This is a genomic window from Geomicrobium sp. JCM 19038, from assembly GCF_000698125.1.
Classification (GTDB): domain Bacteria; phylum Bacillota; class Bacilli; order Bacillales; family Marinococcaceae; genus Geomicrobium_A.
This window is the reverse complement of record NZ_BAXA01000007.1, coordinates 185972-208531: the sequence shown is the minus strand read 5'-3', so window position 1 is coordinate 208531 and position 22560 is coordinate 185972. Positions and strand designations below refer to the sequence as shown.

Below are 22560 nucleotides of genomic sequence, written 5' to 3'. Positions count from 1 at the left end.
CCGCTTGCTACATCAGACCCAAAATGAAAAGCATCGCTCATATGAGCGATGCTTTTCAACGAATGCTTCTATTTTAAAGTTGACCTAAGCGAGGTGCTCAACTCATCCTCGCCCTATAAAATAAGATCAAATACTGCCCAGCCAATCGCAGCGATGATGGCTACGAATAATGAACCGAGCACATTTTCTTTCTTTAGCTCTTTATGTTTACTTAAATCAATGAGGGTCCATCCGACAAAAACGGCCGCACCAAAAAGAATCGCTCCCATAGTACCTCTCCCTTGGACGACTAATGAACGAGACGATTCTCGACTTCCTTTAAGATGAGAACACCGTCTCGGATGTACTTTTGATCGACATACGCATCTTTTTCCTCTGGTGCTGAAAACTGGTTATAGACAGCACTATAAGCGGTGATCCCATCGTGTTCAATTCCTGATTCATATCGATGGGCGAGCAAGAAAGGTTGCCCCAATTGTACTTCGGGGTTCCCTGAACCGATTTCACCTTGGATTGCCTTATAAGGAATCCTTAAAAAATGATACGCTTCTCCAGAGTCGTCCATTTGATAATCGATATATCCGTGATCATAATCCAATTGTCGCTTGTAACAAAGCCTAGTGGGTGTAGTTGTTTCTCTAAGTCGTGCATGTTTAATGTTAAATCGGTAATGGCTGATCGCAGTTCAATCATGAAGCCGCCTCCTTTTGCCATTACCCTCCCCTAAACACAGTCTATTTCATGCAAAAAATAAGACGGGAGTTATTCCCACAAACGCTTTTCTAACGTTTGTCGTTCTAATTCGTAACCTGGCTTCCCTAAAAGGGCAAACATGTTGCGTTTATAGCTTTCAACACCAGGTTGATCAAATGGATTTACTCCGAGCATATAACCGCTCATCGCACATGCTTTTTCAAAAAAGTAAATGAGCGCACCTAAATGTTTTGAATCTAAGGCATCCAATTCAATCAGACTCGTTGGTACTTGCCCATCGATGTGAGCGAGCATAGCCCCTTGCACGGCTTTTTGGTTAATATCATGTAGCGATTTACCTGCTAAATAATTGAGTCCATCCAAGTTCGTTGCATCGCTCGGTACGTGTAACGTCTTCGTTTGTGAACGAATATTCAAGACGGTCTCAATCATTGTTCTCTGACCTTCTTGTACATACTGTCCGAGCGAGTGTAAGTCTGTTGTATATTGAACCGAAGCTGGGAATAAACCTTTTCCGTCTTTCCCTTCACTTTCTCCGTACAATTGCTTCCACCACTCACTTAATTCATGAAGCTTGGGGTGAAACGTCGCTAAAAGTTCGATTGTTTTTCCCTTTTTGTAGGCCAGAGTACGAAAGGCCGCGTATTGATAAGCCTCATTTTTCTCCAAGTCATTCACGTCAAACTGTTTTTTTGCTTGTTCAGCTCCACGTAACATTTCAAGAATATCGATCCCTGCAACAGCAATCGGTAAAAGTCCTACAGAAGTAAGCACAGAATAGCGCCCACCAACATCATCAGGTACGATAAACGTATCATAGCCTTCAGTTTCAGCTAATTCACGTAAAGCTCCCTTTTTTGCATCGGTCGTTGCAATAATGCGCTTGGATGCACCTTTCCCGTAACGCTCTTCCATCCAACGTTTAATAAATCGAAAGGCGATAGCAGGTTCAGTCGTCGTGCCAGATTTTGAAATCACATTCACATAAACACTACGATCTTGAAAGGCTTCAAACATGTCATTAAGGTAATCACCATCAAGATGTTGACCCGCAAACACGACTTCAGGTCCTAGATCGCTTCGTTTAAATGTAGGTGTTAATGCAGAAATAATTGCCTTCGCACCTAAATAAGAGCCCCCAATTCCGACAACAATCAGTACATCCGCATTTTCTTTGATTTCATTTGCTTTTTCTTGAACTTGTTCCCACTCATCTTGATTGAGATCAAGAGGTAAGTCGAGCCATCCTAAGTAATTTGCACCGACGCCGGTTTGATTGTGAAGTTGCTCGTGAGCGATGGATAGGCTCGGTTTAAGTTGCTCATATTCATGCGACTTAATAAAAGAATCCGCGTATATGTTTGAGAATGTTATCATACGAAAACCTCCTTACAGATGTGGAAACAGTTCCCGCTCTAATCGTACATAACGAAACATCAAATTCATCACCCTATGTATGTACCTTAAGTGCGTACGATAGGAGGTGACGTTTGATGAGCGGTTTACAACGTATTGCACTCATTTTAGTAATTATCGGTGCGATTAACTGGGGCCTTATAGGATTTTTTAGCTTTGACTTAGTGGCAGCAATTTTCGGTGGTCAATCTGCTGCTTTTGCCAGAGTAATTTATGCAATCGTAGGTCTTGCCGGTTTATATAGCTTATCAATTCTCTTCAAGCCTAGTGAAGAGTTAGAGAGAAGCCCTGAGCCAGAAAGACATTAGGTATCATTAAACTTCTAAAAAAAACCCGGACTGCCGAAAAGCGAGGCGTCGTCCGGGTTTAATTTATTGGGGTTGACAGTTATTTACGTGCTCTTTTGTTGAGGTCAGCGTGGATCTCGTTCGATTGCTTTAACCAATCTTTCAGCTTGTCTTCAAGAGTGTTGAACCTTGATTCTTGTTGTTGTTGCTGCTGAAATTCTTCGGTCCACGGTTGTTATTGTTACGTGGACGTTCGCTTCTTTGCTCAGACCCTTCAGGGCAGGCTGAGTAGCACGAATGGATAAAGAAATCTTTCCAGAATCGCTATCAACGGACTTGACTTTAACTTTAACTTCTTCACCAACGGAAAGAACTTCGTTAATGTCTTTCACATAACCATGAGCGACTTCAGAAATGTGAACCAAGCCTTGGTTCTTCTCATCTAAGGCAACGAAAGCACCAAACGGCTTAAGACCGGTAATCTTACCTTCAACAATGCTGCCAACTTCGTATTGTGTTACAGACATTCAAACATCCCCTAATCATTTATTAACTCATAAATCATACCATAAGTTCACTAAACAGGCAAAGCGAAGTTAACGGTAAATGTTTCAAATTGCTAAATATACTTAGGAAGTAAGTCGATAAGGGGTATAAATCTAAGCAAGAAAAACCAGTTGACACGTAGAAGTTTCTGAATTACTGTTAAACGTATCATAAAAAGGAGGTTTCTTACATACATGCAGCGAGATAGTTGGGGTTCAAGAATAGGGTTTGTATTAGCAGCAGCCGGTTCAGCGATCGGCCTCGGTACCGTTTGGCGACTACCCTACGTCGCCGGAGAGCAAGGCGGTGGACTTTTCTTTTTTATCTTTATCATTTTACTTATGACTGTCGGTACGAGCTTACTTCTTGCTGAGTTTGTACTCGGTCGCTCTACGAAAGAAGGCGCCATTGAAGCCTACCGAAAAATTGCACCGAAAGGGCAATGGCATTTAATCGGAATTATCGGGATGGTTGCTTCCTTCCTATTATTATCATTTTATAGTGTTGTTGGAGGTTGGATAACGACCTATTTCGTACGGAGTTTTTCAGGGAATGTCACCAATCCACCAGACGGAGATCATTTCGCTCTCTTTACCCAAATAACGTCCAACCCATGGGAAATTGGAATCGCACATCTTGCGTTTATGGTAATGACCATTCTAGTAGTACAAATGGGGATTAAAAAAGGAATTGAAAAAGCGAGCGTCTATATGATGCCTGCACTCTTTGTAATCTTCCTGATCCTCATGATTCGTTCATTAACACTTGACGGTGCATCTGAAGGAGTTCTCTACTTTTTACAACCTGATTTCTCTGCTGTAACAGGAGAAACGTTCCTCTTTGCACTCGGACAAGCCTTTTTCTCATTAAGTTTAGGGGTCTCGGTCATGGTTACGTACAGTTCTTACCTTGATCGCAACACGAGCCTTCCTTCTTCAGCATGGTCAGTCGTATTACTCAGTGTGTTGATTGCGATCATGGCTGGTCTGGCGATTTTCCCGGCAATTTATGCGTTCGATATGCAACCTGATCAGGGACCTATGCTTATCTTTACTGTTATTCCGGCAGTTTTCGGTCAGCTCGCATTTGGAGAAGTGTTCTTCTTCCTATTTATGCTTTTAATGTTATTTGCAACGTTAACGTCAGCTTTTTCACTTTTAGAGATTATTGTCACGCCATTAATTCGTGGAAGAGAGCACCTAAGAAAACGAATGACATGGATCGTCGGATTGTTGATCTTTGCAATGGGAATTCCTTCGAACTTGTCATACAGTTTACTATCGGAAACTTATTTCTTCGGCATGATTTTCTTTGATGCAGTCGACTATTTAGTAAGTAACATTTTACTCCCACTCGGTGCTTTACTCATCTCATTATTCGTCGCATACAAGATGAAAAAACGGGATTTGAAAGACGAATTACTGCGTGGAAGCAATTTTAGACAAGGGTTCTACTCCATTTGGTTACTCATGATTCGTTTTATAACGCCTCTATGTATCATTGTCGTTTTCTTCTATTTGATTTTCGGATAACAACCAAAAACCAACCCGCTTCTTTAAGAAGGCGGGTTGGTTTTTGTATGACGCTTAACGAATCGTTCGATTCGTTCTACGGCTGTTTGCAACTGCTTCATGCCTGTAGCATATGAACAACGTACATGCCCTTCGCCACCTTCACCAAATACGGATCCAGGTACGACGGCTACTTTTTCTTCAAGTAGTAATTTCTCTGCAAAGGTTTGATCATCCATTCCCGTCGCTTCAATCGATGGAAATGCATAAAATGAACCACCCGGCATATGACACGACAAACCAATTTCATTTAGGGAGTTTACGATGTAATTCCGGCGACTATAATAACTTTCCACCATCTTCTTCACTTCATCTCCGCCACTTCGAAGTGCTTCTAACGCACCGTGTTGTGCTTGGGTTGGTGCACACATAAGTGAATATTGATGGATTTTCAGCATCGCTTCAGTAATGTCGTTCGGTGCGCATACAAAACCGAGTCTCCAGCCTGTCATTGCAAATGCTTTAGAAAAACCGTTAATTAATATCGTACGATCTTTCATATCTTTAATAGATGAAAATGCTGTGTGAGGCTCATCGTAACTTAACTCAGCGTAAATTTCATCTGAAAATACGAGCAGGTCATGCTTTTGAATGACATGAGCCACTACCTCTAACTCCGCTTTCGTCATTACTGCACCCGTCGGGTTGTTCGGGAACGAAAGAATGATCGCACGACTTCGTTCTGTAATCGCCTCTTCAAGTCGCTCAGCGGTTAACTTGAAGTTCGTCGATGAATCTGTGAGCACCGGAACTGGTGTTGCTCCTGCCAGTGTAATCAACGGGCTATACGACACGAATGACGGTGTGACGACGAGCACTTCATCTCCTGGGTCGACCGTAGCTCGCACTGCTAAATCAATCGCCTCACTTGCACCGACCGTAACGATAATCTCTTCTTCAGGTCGATACGTAACGTCGAAAGCATCTTCCATATAATCAGATATCGCCATTCTAAGCTCTAACAATCCCGCATTTGCAGTATAAGCTGTATAGCCTTGCTCAAGGGAAGTCATGCATGCTTCTCGCACGCTCCACGGAGTAACGAAATCAGGTTCTCCGACACCTAATGAGATGCAATCTTCCATCGTTGATGCCAGTTCGAAGAACTTTCGAATTCCAGAAGGCTCAATGCTAGTAACAGCTTTGGATAATCTGTGATTCGTTTGTTTTGCGGTCATACTCATGGTGAAACCACCATTCGACGATCCTTCTCATCTTCACCAAAGACGATGCCGTCATGCTTGTACTTTTTCAAACGGAAGTGTGTCGTTGTTGATAACACAGCATCTAATGTCGATAATTTATCTGAGACAAAGCGTGCTACTCCTTCCATCGTCTGGCCTTCAACCATTACGGATAAATCGTACGTTCCTGACATCAAATAGAGCGCACTAACTTCCGGGAAGCGTTGAATTCGATTAGCCACTTCATCAAAGCCAACGCCACGTTGTGGCGTAACTTTTACGTCAATCATTGCAGCGACTTGGCTTTCTTGCTCAACTTTGTTCCAGTTAATAACAGCTGCATAACTTAAAATGACATGTTCATCTTCTAAACGTTTAATCGTTTGAATAACCGTTTCTTCGTCTTCATCGAGCATTTTTGCTAGAACTTCAGTATCAATTCTGCCATTTTGTTCGAGAATACGAAGGAGTCTCGTTTCTTGCTCTTTACTCATTTATAGGTCCCCTTATATACTGAGGTTAGTTTTCGCATACAATCGTATCTTATCATAGTTATCCCATTTTATGTTTGGAGGAAATTATGAAACATTCATCGCCAAGAATGGCTATGCTAATTATTGATATGATCAATGATTTTTCATTTGAAGATGGTCAAGACCTTCTTGCAAGCGCTTCACATTTACCCGAGAAAATTTCTATACTGAAAAAACAATTAAAATCTCACCATGTTCCAATAATTTATGTAAATGACAACTACGGTAGATGGCAAAGCGACTTTAAAGACTTATACTCACATTGCTTGCAACAGCAAGGAAACGTTCGAGAATTTAATGAAATGATAAAACCCGAAGACGACGATTATTTTGTACTCAAACCGCAATTCTCCGGGTTCTACGCAACGCCGCTCGACATTTTACTCCGTCAGCTCGACGTTCAGACGTTATTAATTTGTGGAATCGCTGGAAATATGTGTGTACATTTCACAGCAAACGATGCGTATATGAGGAAGTTTAAGTTGTTCATTCCGTCTGACTTGTCTGCATCTCTTACGGAAGAAGAGAATGACCAAGCGATTTCGATAATGAGCACGGTGCTAAGAGCAACTACGACACCATCAGATCAACTCGTAATCAATTCCATGTTAAAAGAAGCAGACGACTATTATGAACGGACCATTTAAAACAAGCCAGAAATCAAGCCTTTTTCATCAACATCGATGTTCTCAGCTGCTGGCTTTTTCGGTAACCCTGGCATCGTAAGAATCGCACCTGTGGCGACAACGATAAAACGTGAACCGCTATTGAGCTTCACATCTCGGACTTGAATTGTAAATGCTTCAGGCGTGCTCCCGAGGTTAATGTCGTCGCTAAATGAATATTGTGTTTTTGCAATACAGACCGGTAACTTCTTGTACCCTAATTGCTCATATTCGCGGAGTTTTGTTCTCGCTTTCTTTGAAAGCTGAATGCCACTTCCACGATATACATTTGTTACAACGGCTTTAATTTTTTCTTCTAAGCTTTCATCGTCGTTGTAAGTGAACGTCACCGTAGATTCTTGTTTCTCGGTGAGATTGACAACCGATTCAGCAAGGTCAATTACGCCTTTTCCGCCGTCACGCCAACCGGTCGAACGAATGGCTTGTATGCCGGCTTGTTCACATAATGACTGCACGAGTTCAAGCTCTTCTTCTGTATCAGTCGGAAATTGGTTGATGGAGACAACCGTTGGAATCCTATACACTTCCTGCATATTGTTGAAATGACGCTTAAGGTTTGTAATGCCTTTTTCTATTGCACCGAGATTCTCTTCTGCCAAATCTTCCTTTTTGACACCTCCGTGCATCTTTAATGCTCGAACGGTTGCAACGAGTACACCTGCAGATGGGCGTAGCCCGATTGTCTACATTTAATGTTCACGAACTTCTCAGCACCAAGGTCCGCACCAAAACCTGCTTCAGTAACGGCATAATCACCAAGCTTTAACGCAGCTTTTGTAGCGATAACAGAGTTACAACCGTGGGCAATGTTTGCAAATGGACCACCATGAATAATGACAGGGTTGTTTTCAAGTGTTTGCACGAGGTTAGGGTTAAACGCGTCTTTAAGAATCGTAGCAAGTGCGCCTTCTGCTTTCAAATCACCCGCAGTGACGGCTTTCTTTTCATATGTAAATCCGATGACGATTTCTTGTAAACGTTTCTTCAAATCCCCTCGATCACTTGCAAGGCATAATATTGCCATAATTTCAGAAGCTACGGTTATGTCAAATCCATCTTCTCTAGGCACACCGTTCGTATTCCCTTGTAAACCACTTACAATGTTTCGAAGTTGACGGTCATTCATATCTAAACAACGCTTCCAAGTAATGCTCTTAGGATCAATCTTTTGCTCGTTGCCATGATAAATATGATTATCAATGAGCGCTGCAAGAAGATTGTTCGCAGCACCAATGCTGTGTAAATCACCGGTAAAATGAAGATTAATATCTGCCATCGGAACTGCTTGTGAATACCCACCACCAGCGGCTCCACCTTTCATTCCAAACACTGGACCTAAAGATGGCTCACGTAATGCGATAACAGTCTTCTTACCGAGTTGATTTAAAGCATCTCCTAAACCAACCGTTGTGGTCGTTTTTCCTTCGCCAGCTGGGGTTGGTGTGATTGCACTGACGAGGATTAGCTTTCCGTCTTGATCATCATTAGAAGGGTCGATAACATCATCTGCTAATTTCGCTTTATATTTTCCATACAGCTCAAGTTGTTCTGATTGAATCGTTAAACGATTTGCCACTTCTTCAATTGGTAACATGTTCGCTCGTTGTGCAATTTCTATGTCAGTATTCGCCATATGATTACCCCTTTTTGATCTATTCCGTCATAAGTATACATGAAGTACGGAGCACTCTGAAAGCTCTAAAAACAAACAATTTAAAAAAGAAAAAACGAGCCAACTTGGCTCGCCCTTTAAAAGACTTGTTCTAACTCTTTTTTGTCTTGCTTTAGCCAATACGTCATCCACGTTTTAGCGACGTCAAGATCGTGTAATTTTGCCTGGCCACACTCTAGCTCAGTCGCTGCAGGTACATAATCGTATTGGAGTCCTCTTGTCATTGTTTTCTCTAAGATGTCGATAATCTCTGTGACTTGTGCAGGACCGTCAACGATTAAATAAAACCCTGTCTGACAACCCATCGGTGACAAATCAATAATTTCAATATGATCGTACGCTTCCGTATATTCACGAATATGAATCGCAAGCAAATGCTCTAGTGTATGAATTTCAGGTGGGTTTAGATTCGTTACATTCGGTTGTGCAAAACGAATATCGAACTTATGAACAATGCCATCAGTACCAATATGCTGAACACCAGCTTGCCTTACGTATGGCGCCTTTACTTTTGTATGATCTAATTCAAAGCTTTCGACTCTAGAAGCCATTACTCATCACTCCAATCATCAATTACACTTAGTTTACGACACGGACAAAACATTTGGCAATCATTCAATCTTGCATCATTCCAGGTTGCTTTACGACTATTTAGCCGCTAACCTCACCTTCATTTCTTCGAATTGTTGAGACAAGTTGGCTTCTTGATCCCTTTCACTCATATCCTCTTCTGCTAAACTGATTTCAAGACCAACCGCTCCCATCGTTGAACCTAACACTTGCGCCCAAGCACCAAATAGATCTAGCGTATCGCCATCTCCGTCTTCACCACGTAAATTTTTGGCACCTGCAAATACGTGTAACACGTTGCCTATGACTTCGATTGTAAGGCCATAGAACTCAAGAATTTCTGCTTTAGATTTCTCAAGTGGAAGCAAATCCGGCAAGATGATGCTGCCACCAAGTGCTTGAATCGCATTTCCTTGCATATCAAATCTAGTCATTTGCTCATCATCAATATCGCGAAGTAAACCTTGTAAGATCGTTAAATTTCCAATTGCAAATAAACCCGTTCCTAACTTCTCTAGATTGTACTCCTCGATGAGTTCATAAATTATCGTATCGCCCGCTGCTTGTAATGCAACACCAACCGTCTCCAATGATTCACGCTGTTCATCAGTTAACGGGAACTTCGGTGTAACCGATGCGGCTTCAAAGACCGTCCCGGTCACAATCATCCATGCGGCAAATACCTCAAGTCTAGACATGGATTAAGGCTCTCCTTTTTACAGTCATTCGCTACAGTAGCCTATGCATAGAACGCGAATATGTAACAATGAGCCTTATCGGAACGCTTCATGATCCATGAGGACGTTTCGACATAGCGTAACTTCATCCGTAATCACGCCATCAATGTTCTTTTTCAAGCATTTTTGTATCGTCGAACGGTTGTTGACTGTCCAAACCCAAAGCATGGACCCTTGGTTTTCAACGAGAGTCATCAGTTCGTCGGTAAGTAAGGAATAGTGAACACACACGAGATCAACGTGAGTGAGTCGCAAACGTCTTTTTTGGAAGCGATTGCGTTTTCCGATAATCACACCGGTTTGAATGATTGGATTCATACGTTGGATCATTCGAATAGCATCTAAGTCAAATGACGTAACGATGATTTCATGACTCATGTCGCTTTGATTTACAAGTTTAATAAGCTCTGCTTCGAGCTGTTGTTCTTTCAACTCTAAGTTGAGGCGAATTCTTCCTTTGCACAGGTGCAACACTTCTTCTAACTTTGGCACCCCTCGTTTTTTCAATGCAGCATACGTTAAATACTTCACTTTCTTCCCTTGAATCGTTTCATCGTGAACACAGACGATTTGTCCATCCACCGTTTTTCGAAGATCCGTTTCAATGTAATCGGCACCTAACATAATGGCACGTTCAAACGCTGGGAGTGTGTTTTCTTGGATGATTGAACCTTTCGTACTTCCACGGTGGGCAACTACTTTAACCGTCGTTTCAACCAACTGAATCACTCCCTTACCTGTTCCTTATAGCATACGTTAGAAATTCTTAATCAAGAAGAGCATTTCAATGAAATGGCTAGATTATTCTAGCATTTTTCACATAGGAGCAAGAACAGCGTCTTTGACTCACTTTATCAGAGTGATGTATTATTTAGATAAGCGAAATAAATTGAACACTCACCAACACTCTGTAAATCAGAGTGCATCTTCACGTGTCTTGATCTTCTTCTATCCCTTCATGTCATGTTCTTACTTCTCTTTTACACGTTTGACTTCAATCATAAACGAAGGTGATTATCATCAAAGTTAAAAAACGTAACTTGACTATTATGTGGTTTGCGAACCTATTCGTCGGAGCAAGTATGACGATGGTTTTGCCGTTCTTATCACTGTATATCGACTCTTTTGGTGGCTACACACCAGCTGAAGTACAGCGATGGGCTGGGCTGACCTTTGGTGTTTCCTTTTTAGTTGCCTTTCTCGTTTCTCCATTATGGGGTAGAATTGGGGATCGCTTTGGCAGGAAGAAAATATTGATTGGTACTGGCTTTGGGATCGCAATTAGTGTGTTTTTAATGGGGTATGTCCAATCCGCTGAATCACTGTTTGTATTACGGGCATTTATGGGGCTTGCGACAGGCTTTATCCCTGCATCGATGGCATTAATCTCCGCTCAAAGTGATAAACGCACGGCTGGTGAAACACTCGGTACCCTTCAAACCGGTACGGTATCTGGTGGTTTACTCGGACCACTTATGGGTGGGATGATTGCGGATACAGTCGGAATGCAATTAACATTTCTTATTACCTCGAGTGTGCTCGTACTTGCGACAATACTTGTCATTGTCGGCGTAAAAGAAGTCATCTACGAAGAAAAAGGCGAAAAGCGCAGACGCTATCACTGGAAAGAAGTTCTTCAACATATTGGAGCAAAGCCTGTTCTCATTATGGTTATGGTCGTTGCAATGCTAATACAACTCGTCAACTTTAGCGTCCAGCCATTGCTTGCATTGTACGTGGATAGTCTGACACAAACGGAGAATCTCGCGTTTTTAGCTGGACTTGCGTTTTCTGTTACAGGGCTTGGGAACTTAGTGGCAACGAGAAAATGGGGACAGATTGGGGACAGAATCGGTCATGAGAAAATCATGCTCGTACTGCTATTGTTGTCAGGATTATTCTTCATACCTCAAGCCTTTGTGACGGAGCTTTGGCATTTAATTCTACTTCGTTTCTTGTTCGGGATTGCAGTCGGTGGATTAATTCCATGTACGACAGCTTACATTCGTCAAGTCTGTCCCATTTCAATGCAAGGCGAAGTACTCGGTTACAACCAAAGCTTCCGCTTTCTCGGAAATGTCATCGGTCCTGTTTCGGGTGGTTTTATTGCCGGGACGTTAGGCATTCCAATGGTGTTCATTATTACAGGAGGACTATTCTTCGTAGCAGCAATTTGTTTAAAGCTCGTACTCTCTCATGAAAATAGTGATAACAAACAGCCAAAATCATCTCGGCAAGAGAAAACAGTCTAATTCATTAACCGTTGCAAGGTCGAGTTAAACGCTCACCTTGTAGCGGTTATTTTTGTTCGCACCTCTATCGTTAACCAATTATGAATTTAAGTTGACAATAAAAAGTCGACACGCTATAGTTCAAACCATACATAACTAAAGGAGATGGAACTTTGAGAACTTTCGACCTAATCATTATTGCTATGTTCGTTGCACTGATGGCTGTTGCATCTAATATTACGAGTTTCTTTCCATTTCTTGTTATCTTCGGAGTACCGGTGACTTTTCAAACATTTATGGCGATTTTAACTGGAGCTGTACTCGGTAGTAAAAGAGGCGCTTGGGCGATGACGGTTTATGCTCTTGTAGGTTTACTCGGTGCCCTGTATTTACACAGTTCCACGGTGGACCAGGAATGTTCGTTCGTCCAACCTTTGGTTTCATTCTGTCTTTTATCGTCGTTGCTTTTGTCGTCGGAAAAATCATTGAACGAAAAGCTGAACCGACCATCAAACGTATGTTGTTGCTAGCTTTGTCGGACTTCTGGCGAACTACTTGATCGGCACCAACTGGATGTATGGAGTTTATATGCTCGGTTTTGGTGCTCCTGATGAATTCTCTTACGGACTTGTGTGGCTTTGGATGGTGTTGCCTTTCATCAAAGACGTCATCTTAACAGTTATGGCTGCGATTATTGCGCACCAACTACCACAACTTGTTAAACGGCCGCTATCCTCACAATTTTCTTAACGATTCATGATCAATACTTCTTTCTCATGTGTAGGACCTTACGGACTGTGTTATAATATGTAAATGTTCGTATACGGGGTTTTCTTCGATTCGAAGAACGTCCACGCTTTTAGATGAGAAAGGACGTTGAGCTTCATGGAAATCATTTATAATTATCCGCTCTGGATGCAATCTCAGCCATTATCGTTGCACAGCTTGTCAAAGTCCCAATTGCCTTTATCGCAACGAGAAAAGTGGATTTTTCATTAATAACAAGCACTGGGGGCATGCCTAGCTCCCATTCAGCCGCTGTCACCGCTCTTGCAACGACGATCGGCCTTGAATACGGTTTTAATTCAACATTCTTTGCACTTTCTGCAATGTTCGCCATCATTGTTATGTATGATGCTACTGGAGTACGTAGACACGCAGGATACCATGCTACGATGTTAAATCAACTAATGAATGATTTTAACAAGTTCATGCATGAAGCGAAGAATTGGCAGCATAAAGAAGAAGTTGAGAAACGCGAAGAATTGAAAGAACTGCTTGGTCATAAGCCAATTGAGGTTTTTTTCGGAGCACTACTTGGAATCTTGCTCGCAATCTTCGTCTACAACTTCTTAGAACCTACCTTATTCTAAGACAAAAGCCAGTACCTACTTCATTGTAGGCACTGGCTTTTTTATTCATTACACAGGTGGGGTAAAGCCATCAACGGCTCGGTTTTCTTGGAAAGCTCTAAATTCATCTTCACTCAGTTGGCCATTTCCTTCTTGCATAATATAGACATCTACTTCTTTCTTCCCCCACTCAGCAAACACATCTTCAACAGTGTCATAATACAAATCAATAATTTCTCCTTGAATTGCTGAGCCAGTATCGGCAACAACGCCGTATCCGTATCCTGGAATAAACAACACTGTTCCAATTGGAAACACATCAGGGTCTGCTGCGATCGTTGAATAGACGTCTCTTGAAACCGGTACACCGGAATATGTAAGACCATATGCAGGATGACCAGGTTCTTTACCCGTTGATTCCATACCCGCAGTATAGCCTGTTGCCATAACACGTCGCGTCGGAAATGCATCCAAATTTGCAAATTCTTCGATCTGGGCAACCGCTTCTCTTACGGATGTATTTTCTTTAATCAGTAATCCTTCAGACGATGCTTCTTGTATCACTTGTTCGTGAATTTGCGTATCTAACGTATTCGACTCATACCAATCATTATGCGTTAACCCTGTAAGCTGATTGTACGTTACATAAAGGGCAGCGCTTACGAGTAGTGCGAGAAGTATTCGTCGCAAAACGGTAGTCGTCAAGTGCATGCTGTCACCTTCTTTCACTTACGACAGCATGCCCAATTCAAGACGCGCTTATGCACGTATCAAAAAAAGCACTGCCAACTGGCAATGCTTTATACTTCCACGATGTATGTTTTTAAAACATCTGATAACCACGAACTCGTAACATGCGAATCGCAACCCCTGCAATCAATGCACCGATAAAACCGGATGCCAAAATAACGATATCCGCAATTCTAAGTGCAGCAAACTCGGCTGGAATAGCTGAGAAGGATTGAATTGGGTTTGTGAAGTATTGCGTAAACGTTGCAGAATTCACATCCATACGACGATGATCGGATACAAAACCGCCATCATCCACGTTGAACGAAGTACCATATTTAAAAGAAAACCAATACCAAAAAACAAAATTAAAAACAACATCATGGAAATGACTAACTGCGGCAAACTCGTAATTCCCATGCCGCTCACCTCCATATCACATTAAGTTTACAAAAGGCAAACACCCTCGTCAATAAACTAAACAATGTTCAAACATTGTCCATATGTTTTTCACGTTGCTACGCACCAAAAAGTCATTCGCCCCAAACAAAAAAACTAACCCAGTCGCACCGTTGCAGCTGAGTTAGTTTTCAATAAGAATTTTTAGAAGGGGTTTCTTCCTTTGCTAAGAACTAGAAGCGGTCCGCCTAGCTTCATCAAGTAACGGTTATCACTCATATGCTTCATGAAATATGCAGACCGTCCATAAAGCTTTCTTCCTTTAAGGAATGATACGTTAACAGTACCCATCGCTTCTTTACCACCAAGTGAAGCAAGTGTTCCGAGAATTTCTGGCTTTAAGTTAGACGTTGTGCCTCCACGGATGAGTGCCATCACGTTCTCAGCTGCTACTGCACCTTGTTGCATTGCAATTTGTGCGGTAGGAGGGAACGGACGCTCCGTTTCCTCATTGATGATGAGTGCACAGTCTCCAATGATAAAGACGTCTTCTTCACCTGGTGCACGTAAATCAGCGTCTACTTTCACACGACCGCGCATCGCTTCAAAACCAGATTCTTCAATAAGCTTGTTTCCACGAACGCCTGTTGCCCAAATAATCGTGCTTGCAGGGATTTCTTCGCCTTCTTTTAAAACGACGAGGTTTTCTTTTACTTCAGCGATTGGCGTGTTGATTTTGAATTCAACACCGCGGTGCTCAAGTAAATTCATCGCGTACTCAACGAGTTCTGGATCAAACCCAGGAAGTGCACTTGGTGCCGCTTCAATCACGTACATCTTTACTTTTTCACGTGGCACATCATAGTGTTCACAAAGCTTTGGAACTCGCTCGCTTAGTTCTCCAATGAATTCAATCCCTGTAAATCCAGCACCTGCAACGACAAACGTTAAGTCTTCGTCTTTATGAACCGTTTCGTTACGGTATTTACTAAATTGGAATTCAATATGGTCTTTAAGTTCACGTACACCATCAATCGTCCACTTATGGTACGCGTGTTCAAAGACACCTTCTACACCAAAGGTTTCAGCAGTTGCACCGACACCGATAATTAAATAATCGTACGCAAGCTCTCCGCCTTCTTTTAAGATGACTTTTTTCTCGTCTTTGTTGATTGAAATTACTGTGTCTTGAACAAAGTTCGCTCTGTTTGAGTTAAGAACCTTATCAATCTCAATACGAGCATCATCGTGATGCATGGTTCCTGCGGCTGGTTCGTGTAACCAAGTTGTTTGATAATGGTACTTGTGCTTGCTCACTAGTGTTACGTGTGCTTCACCTGAACCTAGCTTCTTTTGAAGTTTCGTCGCTGCGATCATTCCGCCATATCCTGCCCCAAGAATGACGATTTGTGGTTTCTTTGCCACTTTCCTCACATCTCCAATCTATTAATAAATCCTCGTGTCTAAGTTTGTGATTTCATTCACGTACTCAGACAACAAAATTAATGTTACTAAACGTTCACAAATGTACACTGTTAATTATAGCTATAGTCCCTCGACATTTCAATATGAAAATGTTTGCTTTATGCAAGCTAAAGTCGAATTTTGTAGCAATAAGAGACACTCAAACGTTTTCAGGGAAACCTAAGCAATGGTATACTATAAAGGTTGTCACAGTTTTATACTACTTGGAGGTGTGAGGTCGTGGAAAACTCTATCGATCTTTACGATATTACCATTATTGGCGGTGGACCGGCAGGTTTATTCGCAGCATTTTATAGCGGGATGAGGCAAGCAAAAGTCAAAGTCATCGAAAGTATGCCTCAACTAGGTGGTCAACTTACTGCTCTTTATCCTGAGAAATACATTTACGATGTCGCTGGCTTTCCAAAGGTCGGTGCGCAAGAACTCATCGATAACTTGCTTGAACAAATGCAAATGTTTGATCAAACGATCGTGTTAGAACAAACCGTTAACACGGTTGATAAGCTTCAAGATGAAACATTCCGCATTGAAACAGATAAAGACGTACATTACTCCAAAACGATTATTATTACTGGCGGTGTTGGTGCGTTTCAACCTCGTAGGTTAGCGGTTGAAGAAGCTGAACAATATGAAGCGAGTAACTTGCATTACTTTGTGAACAACTTGAGCGCATTTAAAGGTCGTAACGTGTTGATTTGTGGTGGTGGAGACTCTGCTGTTGACTGGTCTCTTATGCTAGAAAAACAAGCGAACGTGACATTGACTCATCGTCGCGACAAGTTCCGTGCGCATGAACATAGCGTCAACGAGCTACACAAGTCTGATGTAACCTTACACACACCATATGACATTAAAGAGCTTCGCGGTGACGGACGTCGCATCGAACAAGTCGTGTTGCAAGAAGTTAAAGGCGAGCAAGAACAAATCATCGATGTAGACGACGTGATCGTCAACTACGGTTTTGTATCTTCTCTTGGACCGATTAAAAACTGGGGACTAGAAATTACTAAAAACAGCATTCTCGTTAACTCAAGAATGGAAACAAACATTCCTGGTATTTATGCTGCAGGTGACATTACTTCTTATGAAGGAAAAGTTAAGTTAATTGCTTCTGGTTTTGGGGAAGCGCCAACTGCTGTAAGTAACGCAAAAGCTTACATCGATCCAAAAGCAAGACTTCAGCCTGGACACAGTTCACATATGTTTTAAAGGAAAAAGCCTGGGAATTCCAGGCTTTTTTGTACAAAAAAATGGAAGCGATTCGCTTCCATTTGATGTTTAGCAATTTTCTGGTGTTCCCTCATTTTGTGCAGTTCTAAATGAGGCGCCACATCCACAATTGGCAATGGCATTAGGATTCTCAATCGTGAAGCCACCGCCCATCATGTTCTCTTTATAATCGATCACGAGCCCATGAACGATCGGCTTACTTTCCGAATCAACGAGCACATCAATGCCAGACACCTCAAAGAGTGTATCGTCTTCTGCCTTATTGGCATCAAAGCCAAGTCCATATGACAATCCACTACATCCTCCGCCTTTGACACCTACTCGTAATTTCAATGAAGAATTGCCTTCTTCTTCCTTCATTGCAGTAATTCGCGCTGCCGCAGTTTCTGTAATTGTAATCATGACCTCTTCCTCCTTTCGGGTAAATCGAAAAGATTACATTGTCGTTATTGTAATATGGTATGTCACGAATCGCAAGTTCAGAGAATCGCATGGAGGATTGGTTTTATTCAACGGGCTTAATATGTCGAGACAACAGTAAGCTCCTGATGAGATGCTTTTAACAGTTCTGTATGCATAAGGTCGATCTCTTGGCTATATTTCAATACAAGAGGATGATCCATGCCATGCTGTTTTGCCATTTCAATCATTTTCGAGCGTAACTGTTCCAGTTGCTCAACGATTTCCTGTTGATCCTGTTCCATGTTGATCTCCTTTCTTGCTCATGGCGAGCATTCATCTCTCTTTAGTAAATCTACTGTTATTCTACTAGAAACTGGATGACCAAGCAAAAAAAATCTTAAAACTCTATTGACTTTCAAGTGTTCGTCCGCTTATAGAGGTGTTCCATCATCTTCCCTTCCCAATAGGATAGGGAAAGCGTATAATAGGTGAAGAGAAACATTCCCATTACTTATGTTCAAAATGCATTATACTATATTTTACAACGGAGACCCGTTTTAAAGGAGGATAACGATGGCTACGTTACTACAAGATTCTAAACTTGCAGCCATTAGTGAAAAAGTCAGAAACGGTGAACGATTGACAATTGAAGATGGTCTTATACTTTACGATACTCCCGATCTACTTTCGGTTGCTCAACTAGCTAATGAAGTAAATGAAAAGAAAAACGGCGATAATGTCTACTTTATTGAGAACATGTACATTAATCCAACGAACGTATGTGAAGCGAGCTGTTCATTCTGTGGCTTCAAACGTAAGCCCGGTGAAGAAGGCGCCTACACGATGGATTCCGATGAATTACTGAAATATGTAAGTGATCGCTGGAACGATAACATTAAAGAATTCCACATCGTAGGTGGTCATAATAATGAAGTTCCGTTCGATTATTATTTAGATACGGTTCGCACCTTAAAGAAACATTACCCAGATGTAACGGTTAAAGCATATACTGGTGCTGAGATTGAATTCTTCGCACGTATTGCTGGTCTTTCAATGAAAGAAGTTCTTCAAGAGCTAATCAAAGCTGGACTTGACACCCTTCCGGGTGGTGGGGCAGAGATTCTCACAGAACGTTACCGTGCGAAGATGAGTCCTGAAAAAGCTTCGACGGATGAATGGTTAGAAGCACATGAAATTGCACACGGTCTCGGTTTAAAGACACATGCTACGATGCTTTACGGTTCTATTGATACGTATGAAGAACGTTTAATTCACATGGATCGCCTTCGTCAATTGCAAGACAAAACGAACGGCTATATGGTATTTATTCCGCTTGCCATGCAACCACGTAAGTTAAATGCTGGACTTACAAGACGAACATCGGCATTTGATGATATGCGTACAATTGCAATTTCTCGACTTATGCTTGATAACTTCGATCATATTAAAGCGTATTGGATTAATATCGGACCTCAATTAACCCAAATGGCACTAACATTTGATCAAGCGATATCCACGGTACACTCATTGAAGAGCGAATCTCTCATTCTGTAGGGGCGTTAACGTCTCAAGGAATTACGAGAAAAGAACTCATTCATATGATCAAAGGTGCAAATAAAGTACCAGTCGAACGAGACACGTTCTACAACGTGATTAAAACGTACTAAATTCAAGAGTGCACGGTCAGGTTTCCTGACCGTGCTTTTGATTGCAACTGCAGATCATGGTATGATAATGGGTAGCGTGTTTATGGAGATTATTGCTCCATTGAAAATAGAGAGTTTAACGTAAAGAAAGGAAGATGACACTTGATTTCATGTCAAAATGTAGGTCTCCGTTACGGAGATAAGAAGTTATTTCAAGAAGTAAATATTCAATTTAACCCAGGCAATTGTTACGGATTAATCGGCGCAAACGGTGCCGGTAAATCAACGTTTTTAAAGATTCTTTCTGGAGAGATCGAATCTCAAGATGGTCATGTGAGCATGGCTAAAGGTTCTCGTATGGCTGTACTAAAGCAAGATCACTTTGCTTATGAAGAGTATGAAGTACTCGAAACCGTCATCATGGGGCATAAAAGGCTCTATGACATTATGAAAGAAAAAGACGCCATCTACATGAAGCCTGACTTCAATGACGAAGATGGGATGCGCGCTGCTGAACTTGAAGGCGAATTTGCTGAGATGAACGGCTATGACGCTGACAACGAAGCAGCTCAAATGCTCAACGGTCTTGGAATCGGTGCTGAGTATCATTATATGAAGATGTCTGAGCTTGAAGGTGGAGAAAAAGTAAAAGTCCTTCTCGCCCAAGCACTATTTGGTAGCCCTGACATTCTTTTACTCGATGAGCCGACAAACCACTTGGACATTAAAGCCATCCACTGGTTAGAAGAATTCCTAATGAACTTTGAGAATACAGTCATCGTTGTTTCTCACGACCGTCACTTCCTTAACAAAGTGTGTACACACATTGCAGACATTGATTACGGTAAGATTGAACTATTCGTTGGAAATTATGATTTCTGGTACGAGTCAAGCCAACTTGCACGTCGTATGGCTAAAGACCAAAACCGTAAAAAAGAAGAACAAATCAAGGAACTACAAGACTTTATTGCACGCTTTAGCGCCAACGCATCGAAGTCCAAACAAGCAACGTCCCGTAAGAAAACACTCGATAAAATTGAACTGAATGACATTAAACCGTCATCACGTAAAACACCATACGTTGCATTCAAACCAGACCGTGATATTGGAAATGACCTACTCACAGTTGAGAACTTATCGAAGACGATCGATGGCAAAAAAGTACTTGATAACATTAGCTTTACACTGTCACCAAACGAGAAAGTCGCGTTTGTCGGAAGTCACGAAACGGCAAAAACGACACTGTTCCAAATTCTTGCAGGTGAAATGGAACCCGATGAAGGAACGTACAAATGGGGCGTTACAACGAGCCAATCGTACTTCCCTAAAGACAACACCGAGTTCTTTGAAGGCGTTGATCTTACCCTTGTAGACTGGTTACGTCAATACTCACCAGAAGACCAAACAGAAAGCTTTATTCGAAGCTTCCTCGGTCGTATGCTTTTCAGTGGTGAAGAAGCACTGAAGAAAGCAAAAGTACTATCTGGGGGCGAGAAAGTTCGTTGTATGCTCTCCAAATTAATGCTTAGTGGTTCAAACGTACTCATCCTTGATGAGCCAACAAACCACTTGGACCTTGAAGCCATTCAAGCCGTGAACCACGCGCTCACAGACTTCAAAGGTTCTGTACTCTTTTCATCACATGACCATCAATTCATTCAAACCGTTGCGGATCGAATTATCGAATTCTCATCTGAAGGTATGATTGATAAGAAGATGTCTTACGACGAATACCTTGCTGAAATGAAATTGATCGGGCAAGTATAAATGAATGTACGAGAGAGACAATCTTTAAGATTGTCTCTTTTTTTGTATGCACGCCATACTCTAACTTTCTTCTAATTGTTCCTGTTAATTTCTTGGTCTATTTTCTTAACAAATAACATGTACTAATGAAGAATGTACTCCATTGCAAAAACAAGTCAATTATTACAATCAAATTAAAAATTATAATAATTATTGTTTATTGATTGCATGTGAAGGGTATAGATAAGTAACCCAAAATTGGGAATACGAAGGGAGCGATCATCATGAAAATGGTGATGACAGCACTAATCGGTTCGACTGCATTAACCTCAGGATTAGGAATTGCACCAGAAGAAGAACTTACATTTACACATGATACGTTTGAAATGGACGAGAGCCTCATTTATGAACAGCTCATTGACGTTCAAGATAAGACGATGGACGTTGTCATGACGACGAATTATGCAAGACCATTAGATGAATTGAAAATGATGTATGACGAATCTTTAGCTGAAACGATTCATCATCAATATAACCAAGATGCTTACATTCAAGACTTTAATTGGGATCACTACACCATTGTCGATCAACTCCTACACAATGATTTAGAAGACATTCATATCTCAGTACCTGAAGATCATGAGCGTATCGTCACTGTTCATACGTCGTCCATTGAAGATGCGCTGGCAACCGAGCACAATTTATCGAAGAATATGTCTTTACATTTGATGAGGAACTCGAACACTATGTAATTTCCGACATCAACATTGAACAGACGTTTTAACTATATAAAAAGGCCTGCAAGCAATGCTTGCGGCCTTTTCTTTACGCTTTTATACCTTTAACATCTTCATACGTCTTACCGTTAGAAACGTAAGGTTCTTCGCTACATTGAATGTCTAACAGTACTGTTTGATTTGCATGAATCGCTTTTTCAAACGTTGATTGGAACTCTTCTTTGTTAGTAACCGTCATACCTAGCGCTCCCATTGACTCAGCCATCTTCGCAAAATCAACCACACCAAGTTTCGTTGCGACGACTTTATCTGGGTAATGCATCTCTTGATGCATACGGATGGTACCGTAACTTTGGTTATTGAACAATAGCACGATGATTGGATATTGATGTCTAACTGCCGTTTCAATCTCTTGAATCGTCATCATCGCCCCACCATCGCCACAAAACGCAACGACTGGTCGATGAGGAGAAGCGATTTTAGAACCAACAGCAGCTGGAATGCCGTACCCCATCGCTCCATTTGTCGGTCCGACGAATGAGAAACGATCCCGAATGACTAATTGATTGTGCATCCAAGTCGCAAAGTTCCCTGCATCACACGTCACAATGGTGTCTTCTGGTAATACTTCATTTAACGTTTGCATGACGTGGCTATAAATGCTCGGATCTTTCTCTTTTGCCATGA

At 41.6% G+C, this 22560-nt stretch carries 20 protein-coding genes and 7 pseudogenes; 10 read left to right on the top strand and 17 right to left on the bottom strand.

Annotated elements, in window-relative coordinates:
* Positions 1–113: 113 nt before the first annotated feature.
* The 4 genes from JCM19038_RS22845 to JCM19038_RS11075 all read right to left on the bottom strand — a co-directional run bounded on the left by JCM19038_RS22845 (position 114) and on the right by JCM19038_RS11075 (position 2091).
* Positions 114–269, bottom strand: a complete 156-nt coding sequence (locus JCM19038_RS22845; RefSeq protein WP_169965845.1) for a hypothetical protein — start codon at positions 267–269, stop codon at positions 114–116.
* 20 nt (positions 270–289) lie between these two features.
* On the bottom strand, positions 290–598 hold the full coding sequence (locus tag JCM19038_RS21830; RefSeq protein WP_238554383.1) for a YugN family protein: 309 nt from the start codon (positions 596–598) through the stop codon (positions 290–292).
* Positions 532–693 (bottom strand): YugN-like family protein, encoded by a 162-nt coding sequence (locus JCM19038_RS23645; protein ID WP_238554382.1) that lies wholly within the window; start codon positions 691–693, stop codon positions 532–534. The genes JCM19038_RS21830 and JCM19038_RS23645 overlap by 67 nt, the downstream gene beginning before the upstream one ends.
* A gap of 69 nt (positions 694–762) precedes the next feature.
* A complete protein-coding gene (locus tag JCM19038_RS11075; RefSeq protein ID WP_042417794.1) occupies positions 763–2091 on the bottom strand; it encodes a glucose-6-phosphate isomerase in 1329 nt (442 codons plus the stop codon).
* Positions 2092–2207: 116 nt separating this feature from the next.
* Here JCM19038_RS11075 and JCM19038_RS11070 point away from each other — a divergent pair, with 116 nt between their 5' ends.
* A complete protein-coding gene (locus tag JCM19038_RS11070) occupies positions 2208–2438 on the top strand; it encodes a DUF378 domain-containing protein (RefSeq protein ID WP_042417791.1) in 231 nt (76 codons plus the stop codon).
* Between the two features lie 79 nt (positions 2439–2517).
* Here the strand turns inward: JCM19038_RS11070 and yugI are convergent.
* Positions 2518–2944, bottom strand: a pseudogene (gene yugI, locus JCM19038_RS11065) (S1 domain-containing post-transcriptional regulator GSP13).
* Between the two features lie 213 nt (positions 2945–3157).
* Between yugI and JCM19038_RS11060 the strand changes: the two are divergent.
* Entirely contained in the window at positions 3158–4495 is a 1338-nt protein-coding gene (locus JCM19038_RS11060; protein ID WP_042417789.1) for a sodium-dependent transporter, read from the top strand.
* Positions 4496–4518: 23 nt separating this feature from the next.
* Here the strand turns inward: JCM19038_RS11060 and JCM19038_RS11055 are convergent, their stop codons facing one another.
* Positions 4519–5712 (bottom strand): aminotransferase, encoded by a 1194-nt coding sequence (locus JCM19038_RS11055; protein ID WP_042417852.1) that lies wholly within the window; start codon positions 5710–5712, stop codon positions 4519–4521.
* 2 nt (positions 5713–5714) lie between these two features.
* Positions 5715–6212 carry an Lrp/AsnC family transcriptional regulator gene (locus JCM19038_RS11050; RefSeq protein ID WP_042417786.1) on the bottom strand — a complete coding sequence of 166 codons (498 nt, stop codon included), beginning with the start codon at positions 6210–6212 and terminating at the stop codon, positions 5715–5717.
* Positions 6213–6298: 86 nt separating this feature from the next.
* Between JCM19038_RS11050 and JCM19038_RS11045 the strand changes: the two genes are divergently transcribed.
* The gene (locus JCM19038_RS11045) at positions 6299–6898 is read left to right on the top strand and encodes an isochorismatase family cysteine hydrolase (protein WP_042417784.1); all 600 of its coding nucleotides are present in this window, start codon (positions 6299–6301) and stop codon (positions 6896–6898) included.
* On the opposite strand, the pseudogene JCM19038_RS11040 reads toward JCM19038_RS11045, so the two are convergent.
* The 4 genes and pseudogenes from JCM19038_RS11040 to JCM19038_RS11025 all read right to left on the bottom strand — a co-directional run bounded on the left by JCM19038_RS11040 (position 6895) and on the right by JCM19038_RS11025 (position 10636).
* Positions 6895–8531 (bottom strand): annotated as a pseudogene (locus JCM19038_RS11040) (formate--tetrahydrofolate ligase). The gene JCM19038_RS11045 and the pseudogene JCM19038_RS11040 overlap by 4 nt on opposite strands.
* Before the next feature lie 155 nt (positions 8532–8686).
* Positions 8687–9160, bottom strand: coding sequence for an S-ribosylhomocysteine lyase (locus JCM19038_RS11035; RefSeq protein ID WP_042417781.1), 474 nt, complete (start codon positions 9158–9160; stop codon positions 8687–8689).
* A 96-nt stretch (positions 9161–9256) separates the two neighbouring features.
* Complete coding sequence (locus tag JCM19038_RS11030; RefSeq protein ID WP_042417777.1) at positions 9257–9877, bottom strand: hypothetical protein; 621 nt, start codon at positions 9875–9877, stop codon at positions 9257–9259.
* Between the two features lie 75 nt (positions 9878–9952).
* Positions 9953–10636 (bottom strand): glycerophosphodiester phosphodiesterase, encoded by a 684-nt coding sequence (locus JCM19038_RS11025; RefSeq protein ID WP_042417774.1) that lies wholly within the window; start codon positions 10634–10636, stop codon positions 9953–9955.
* 299 nt (positions 10637–10935) lie between these two features.
* Here JCM19038_RS11025 and JCM19038_RS11020 point away from each other — a divergent pair, with 299 nt between their 5' ends.
* The 3 genes and pseudogenes from JCM19038_RS11020 (at position 10936) to JCM19038_RS11010 (ending at position 13520) form a co-directional block, all read left to right on the top strand.
* Complete coding sequence (locus tag JCM19038_RS11020; protein ID WP_238554388.1) at positions 10936–12168, top strand: MFS transporter; 1233 nt, start codon at positions 10936–10938, stop codon at positions 12166–12168.
* A gap of 182 nt (positions 12169–12350) precedes the next feature.
* Positions 12351–12897: pseudogene (locus JCM19038_RS11015) on the top strand (biotin transporter BioY).
* A 135-nt stretch (positions 12898–13032) separates the two neighbouring features.
* Positions 13033–13520 (top strand): annotated as a pseudogene (locus JCM19038_RS11010) (divergent PAP2 family protein).
* Between the two features lie 48 nt (positions 13521–13568).
* Here the strand turns inward: JCM19038_RS11010 and JCM19038_RS24745 are convergent.
* The 3 genes and pseudogenes from JCM19038_RS24745 to JCM19038_RS10995 all read right to left on the bottom strand — a co-directional run bounded on the left by JCM19038_RS24745 (position 13569) and on the right by JCM19038_RS10995 (position 16052).
* Complete coding sequence (locus JCM19038_RS24745; protein ID WP_042417770.1) at positions 13569–14210, bottom strand: 3D domain-containing protein; 642 nt, start codon at positions 14208–14210, stop codon at positions 13569–13571.
* A gap of 112 nt (positions 14211–14322) precedes the next feature.
* Positions 14323–14648: pseudogene (locus JCM19038_RS11000) on the bottom strand (YuiB family protein).
* Positions 14649–14831: 183 nt separating this feature from the next.
* Positions 14832–16052, bottom strand: coding sequence for an NAD(P)/FAD-dependent oxidoreductase (locus tag JCM19038_RS10995; protein WP_152549414.1), 1221 nt, complete (start codon positions 16050–16052; stop codon positions 14832–14834).
* A gap of 279 nt (positions 16053–16331) precedes the next feature.
* Here JCM19038_RS10995 and JCM19038_RS10990 point away from each other — a divergent pair, with 279 nt between their 5' ends.
* Entirely contained in the window at positions 16332–17321 is a 990-nt protein-coding gene (locus JCM19038_RS10990; RefSeq protein WP_042360326.1) for an NAD(P)/FAD-dependent oxidoreductase, read from the top strand.
* 69 nt (positions 17322–17390) lie between these two features.
* Here the strand turns inward: JCM19038_RS10990 and JCM19038_RS10985 are convergent.
* Together JCM19038_RS10985 and JCM19038_RS10980 are read right to left on the bottom strand one after the other, a co-directional pair.
* A pseudogene (locus tag JCM19038_RS10985) lies at positions 17391–17747 on the bottom strand (HesB/IscA family protein); the annotation flags it as partial.
* A gap of 113 nt (positions 17748–17860) precedes the next feature.
* A complete protein-coding gene (locus JCM19038_RS10980) occupies positions 17861–18046 on the bottom strand; it encodes an aspartyl-phosphate phosphatase Spo0E family protein (protein ID WP_042360324.1) in 186 nt (61 codons plus the stop codon).
* A 271-nt stretch (positions 18047–18317) separates the two neighbouring features.
* Here JCM19038_RS10980 and mqnE point away from each other — a divergent pair.
* From mqnE to JCM19038_RS10965, 3 genes and pseudogenes are all read left to right on the top strand, one after another.
* Positions 18318–19411: pseudogene (gene mqnE, locus JCM19038_RS10975) on the top strand (aminofutalosine synthase MqnE).
* 141 nt (positions 19412–19552) lie between these two features.
* A complete protein-coding gene (locus JCM19038_RS10970) occupies positions 19553–21157 on the top strand; it encodes an ABC-F family ATP-binding cassette domain-containing protein (protein ID WP_042417764.1) in 1605 nt (534 codons plus the stop codon).
* A gap of 263 nt (positions 21158–21420) precedes the next feature.
* Complete coding sequence (locus JCM19038_RS10965) at positions 21421–21888, top strand: hypothetical protein (RefSeq protein ID WP_042417762.1); 468 nt, start codon at positions 21421–21423, stop codon at positions 21886–21888.
* 73 nt (positions 21889–21961) lie between these two features.
* Here JCM19038_RS10965 and JCM19038_RS23635 read toward each other — a convergent pair whose 3' ends face one another.
* Positions 21962–22558, bottom strand: a complete 597-nt coding sequence (locus tag JCM19038_RS23635) for a thiamine pyrophosphate-dependent enzyme (RefSeq protein ID WP_081831753.1) — start codon at positions 22556–22558, stop codon at positions 21962–21964.
* Between the last annotated feature and the right edge of the window lie 2 nt (positions 22559–22560).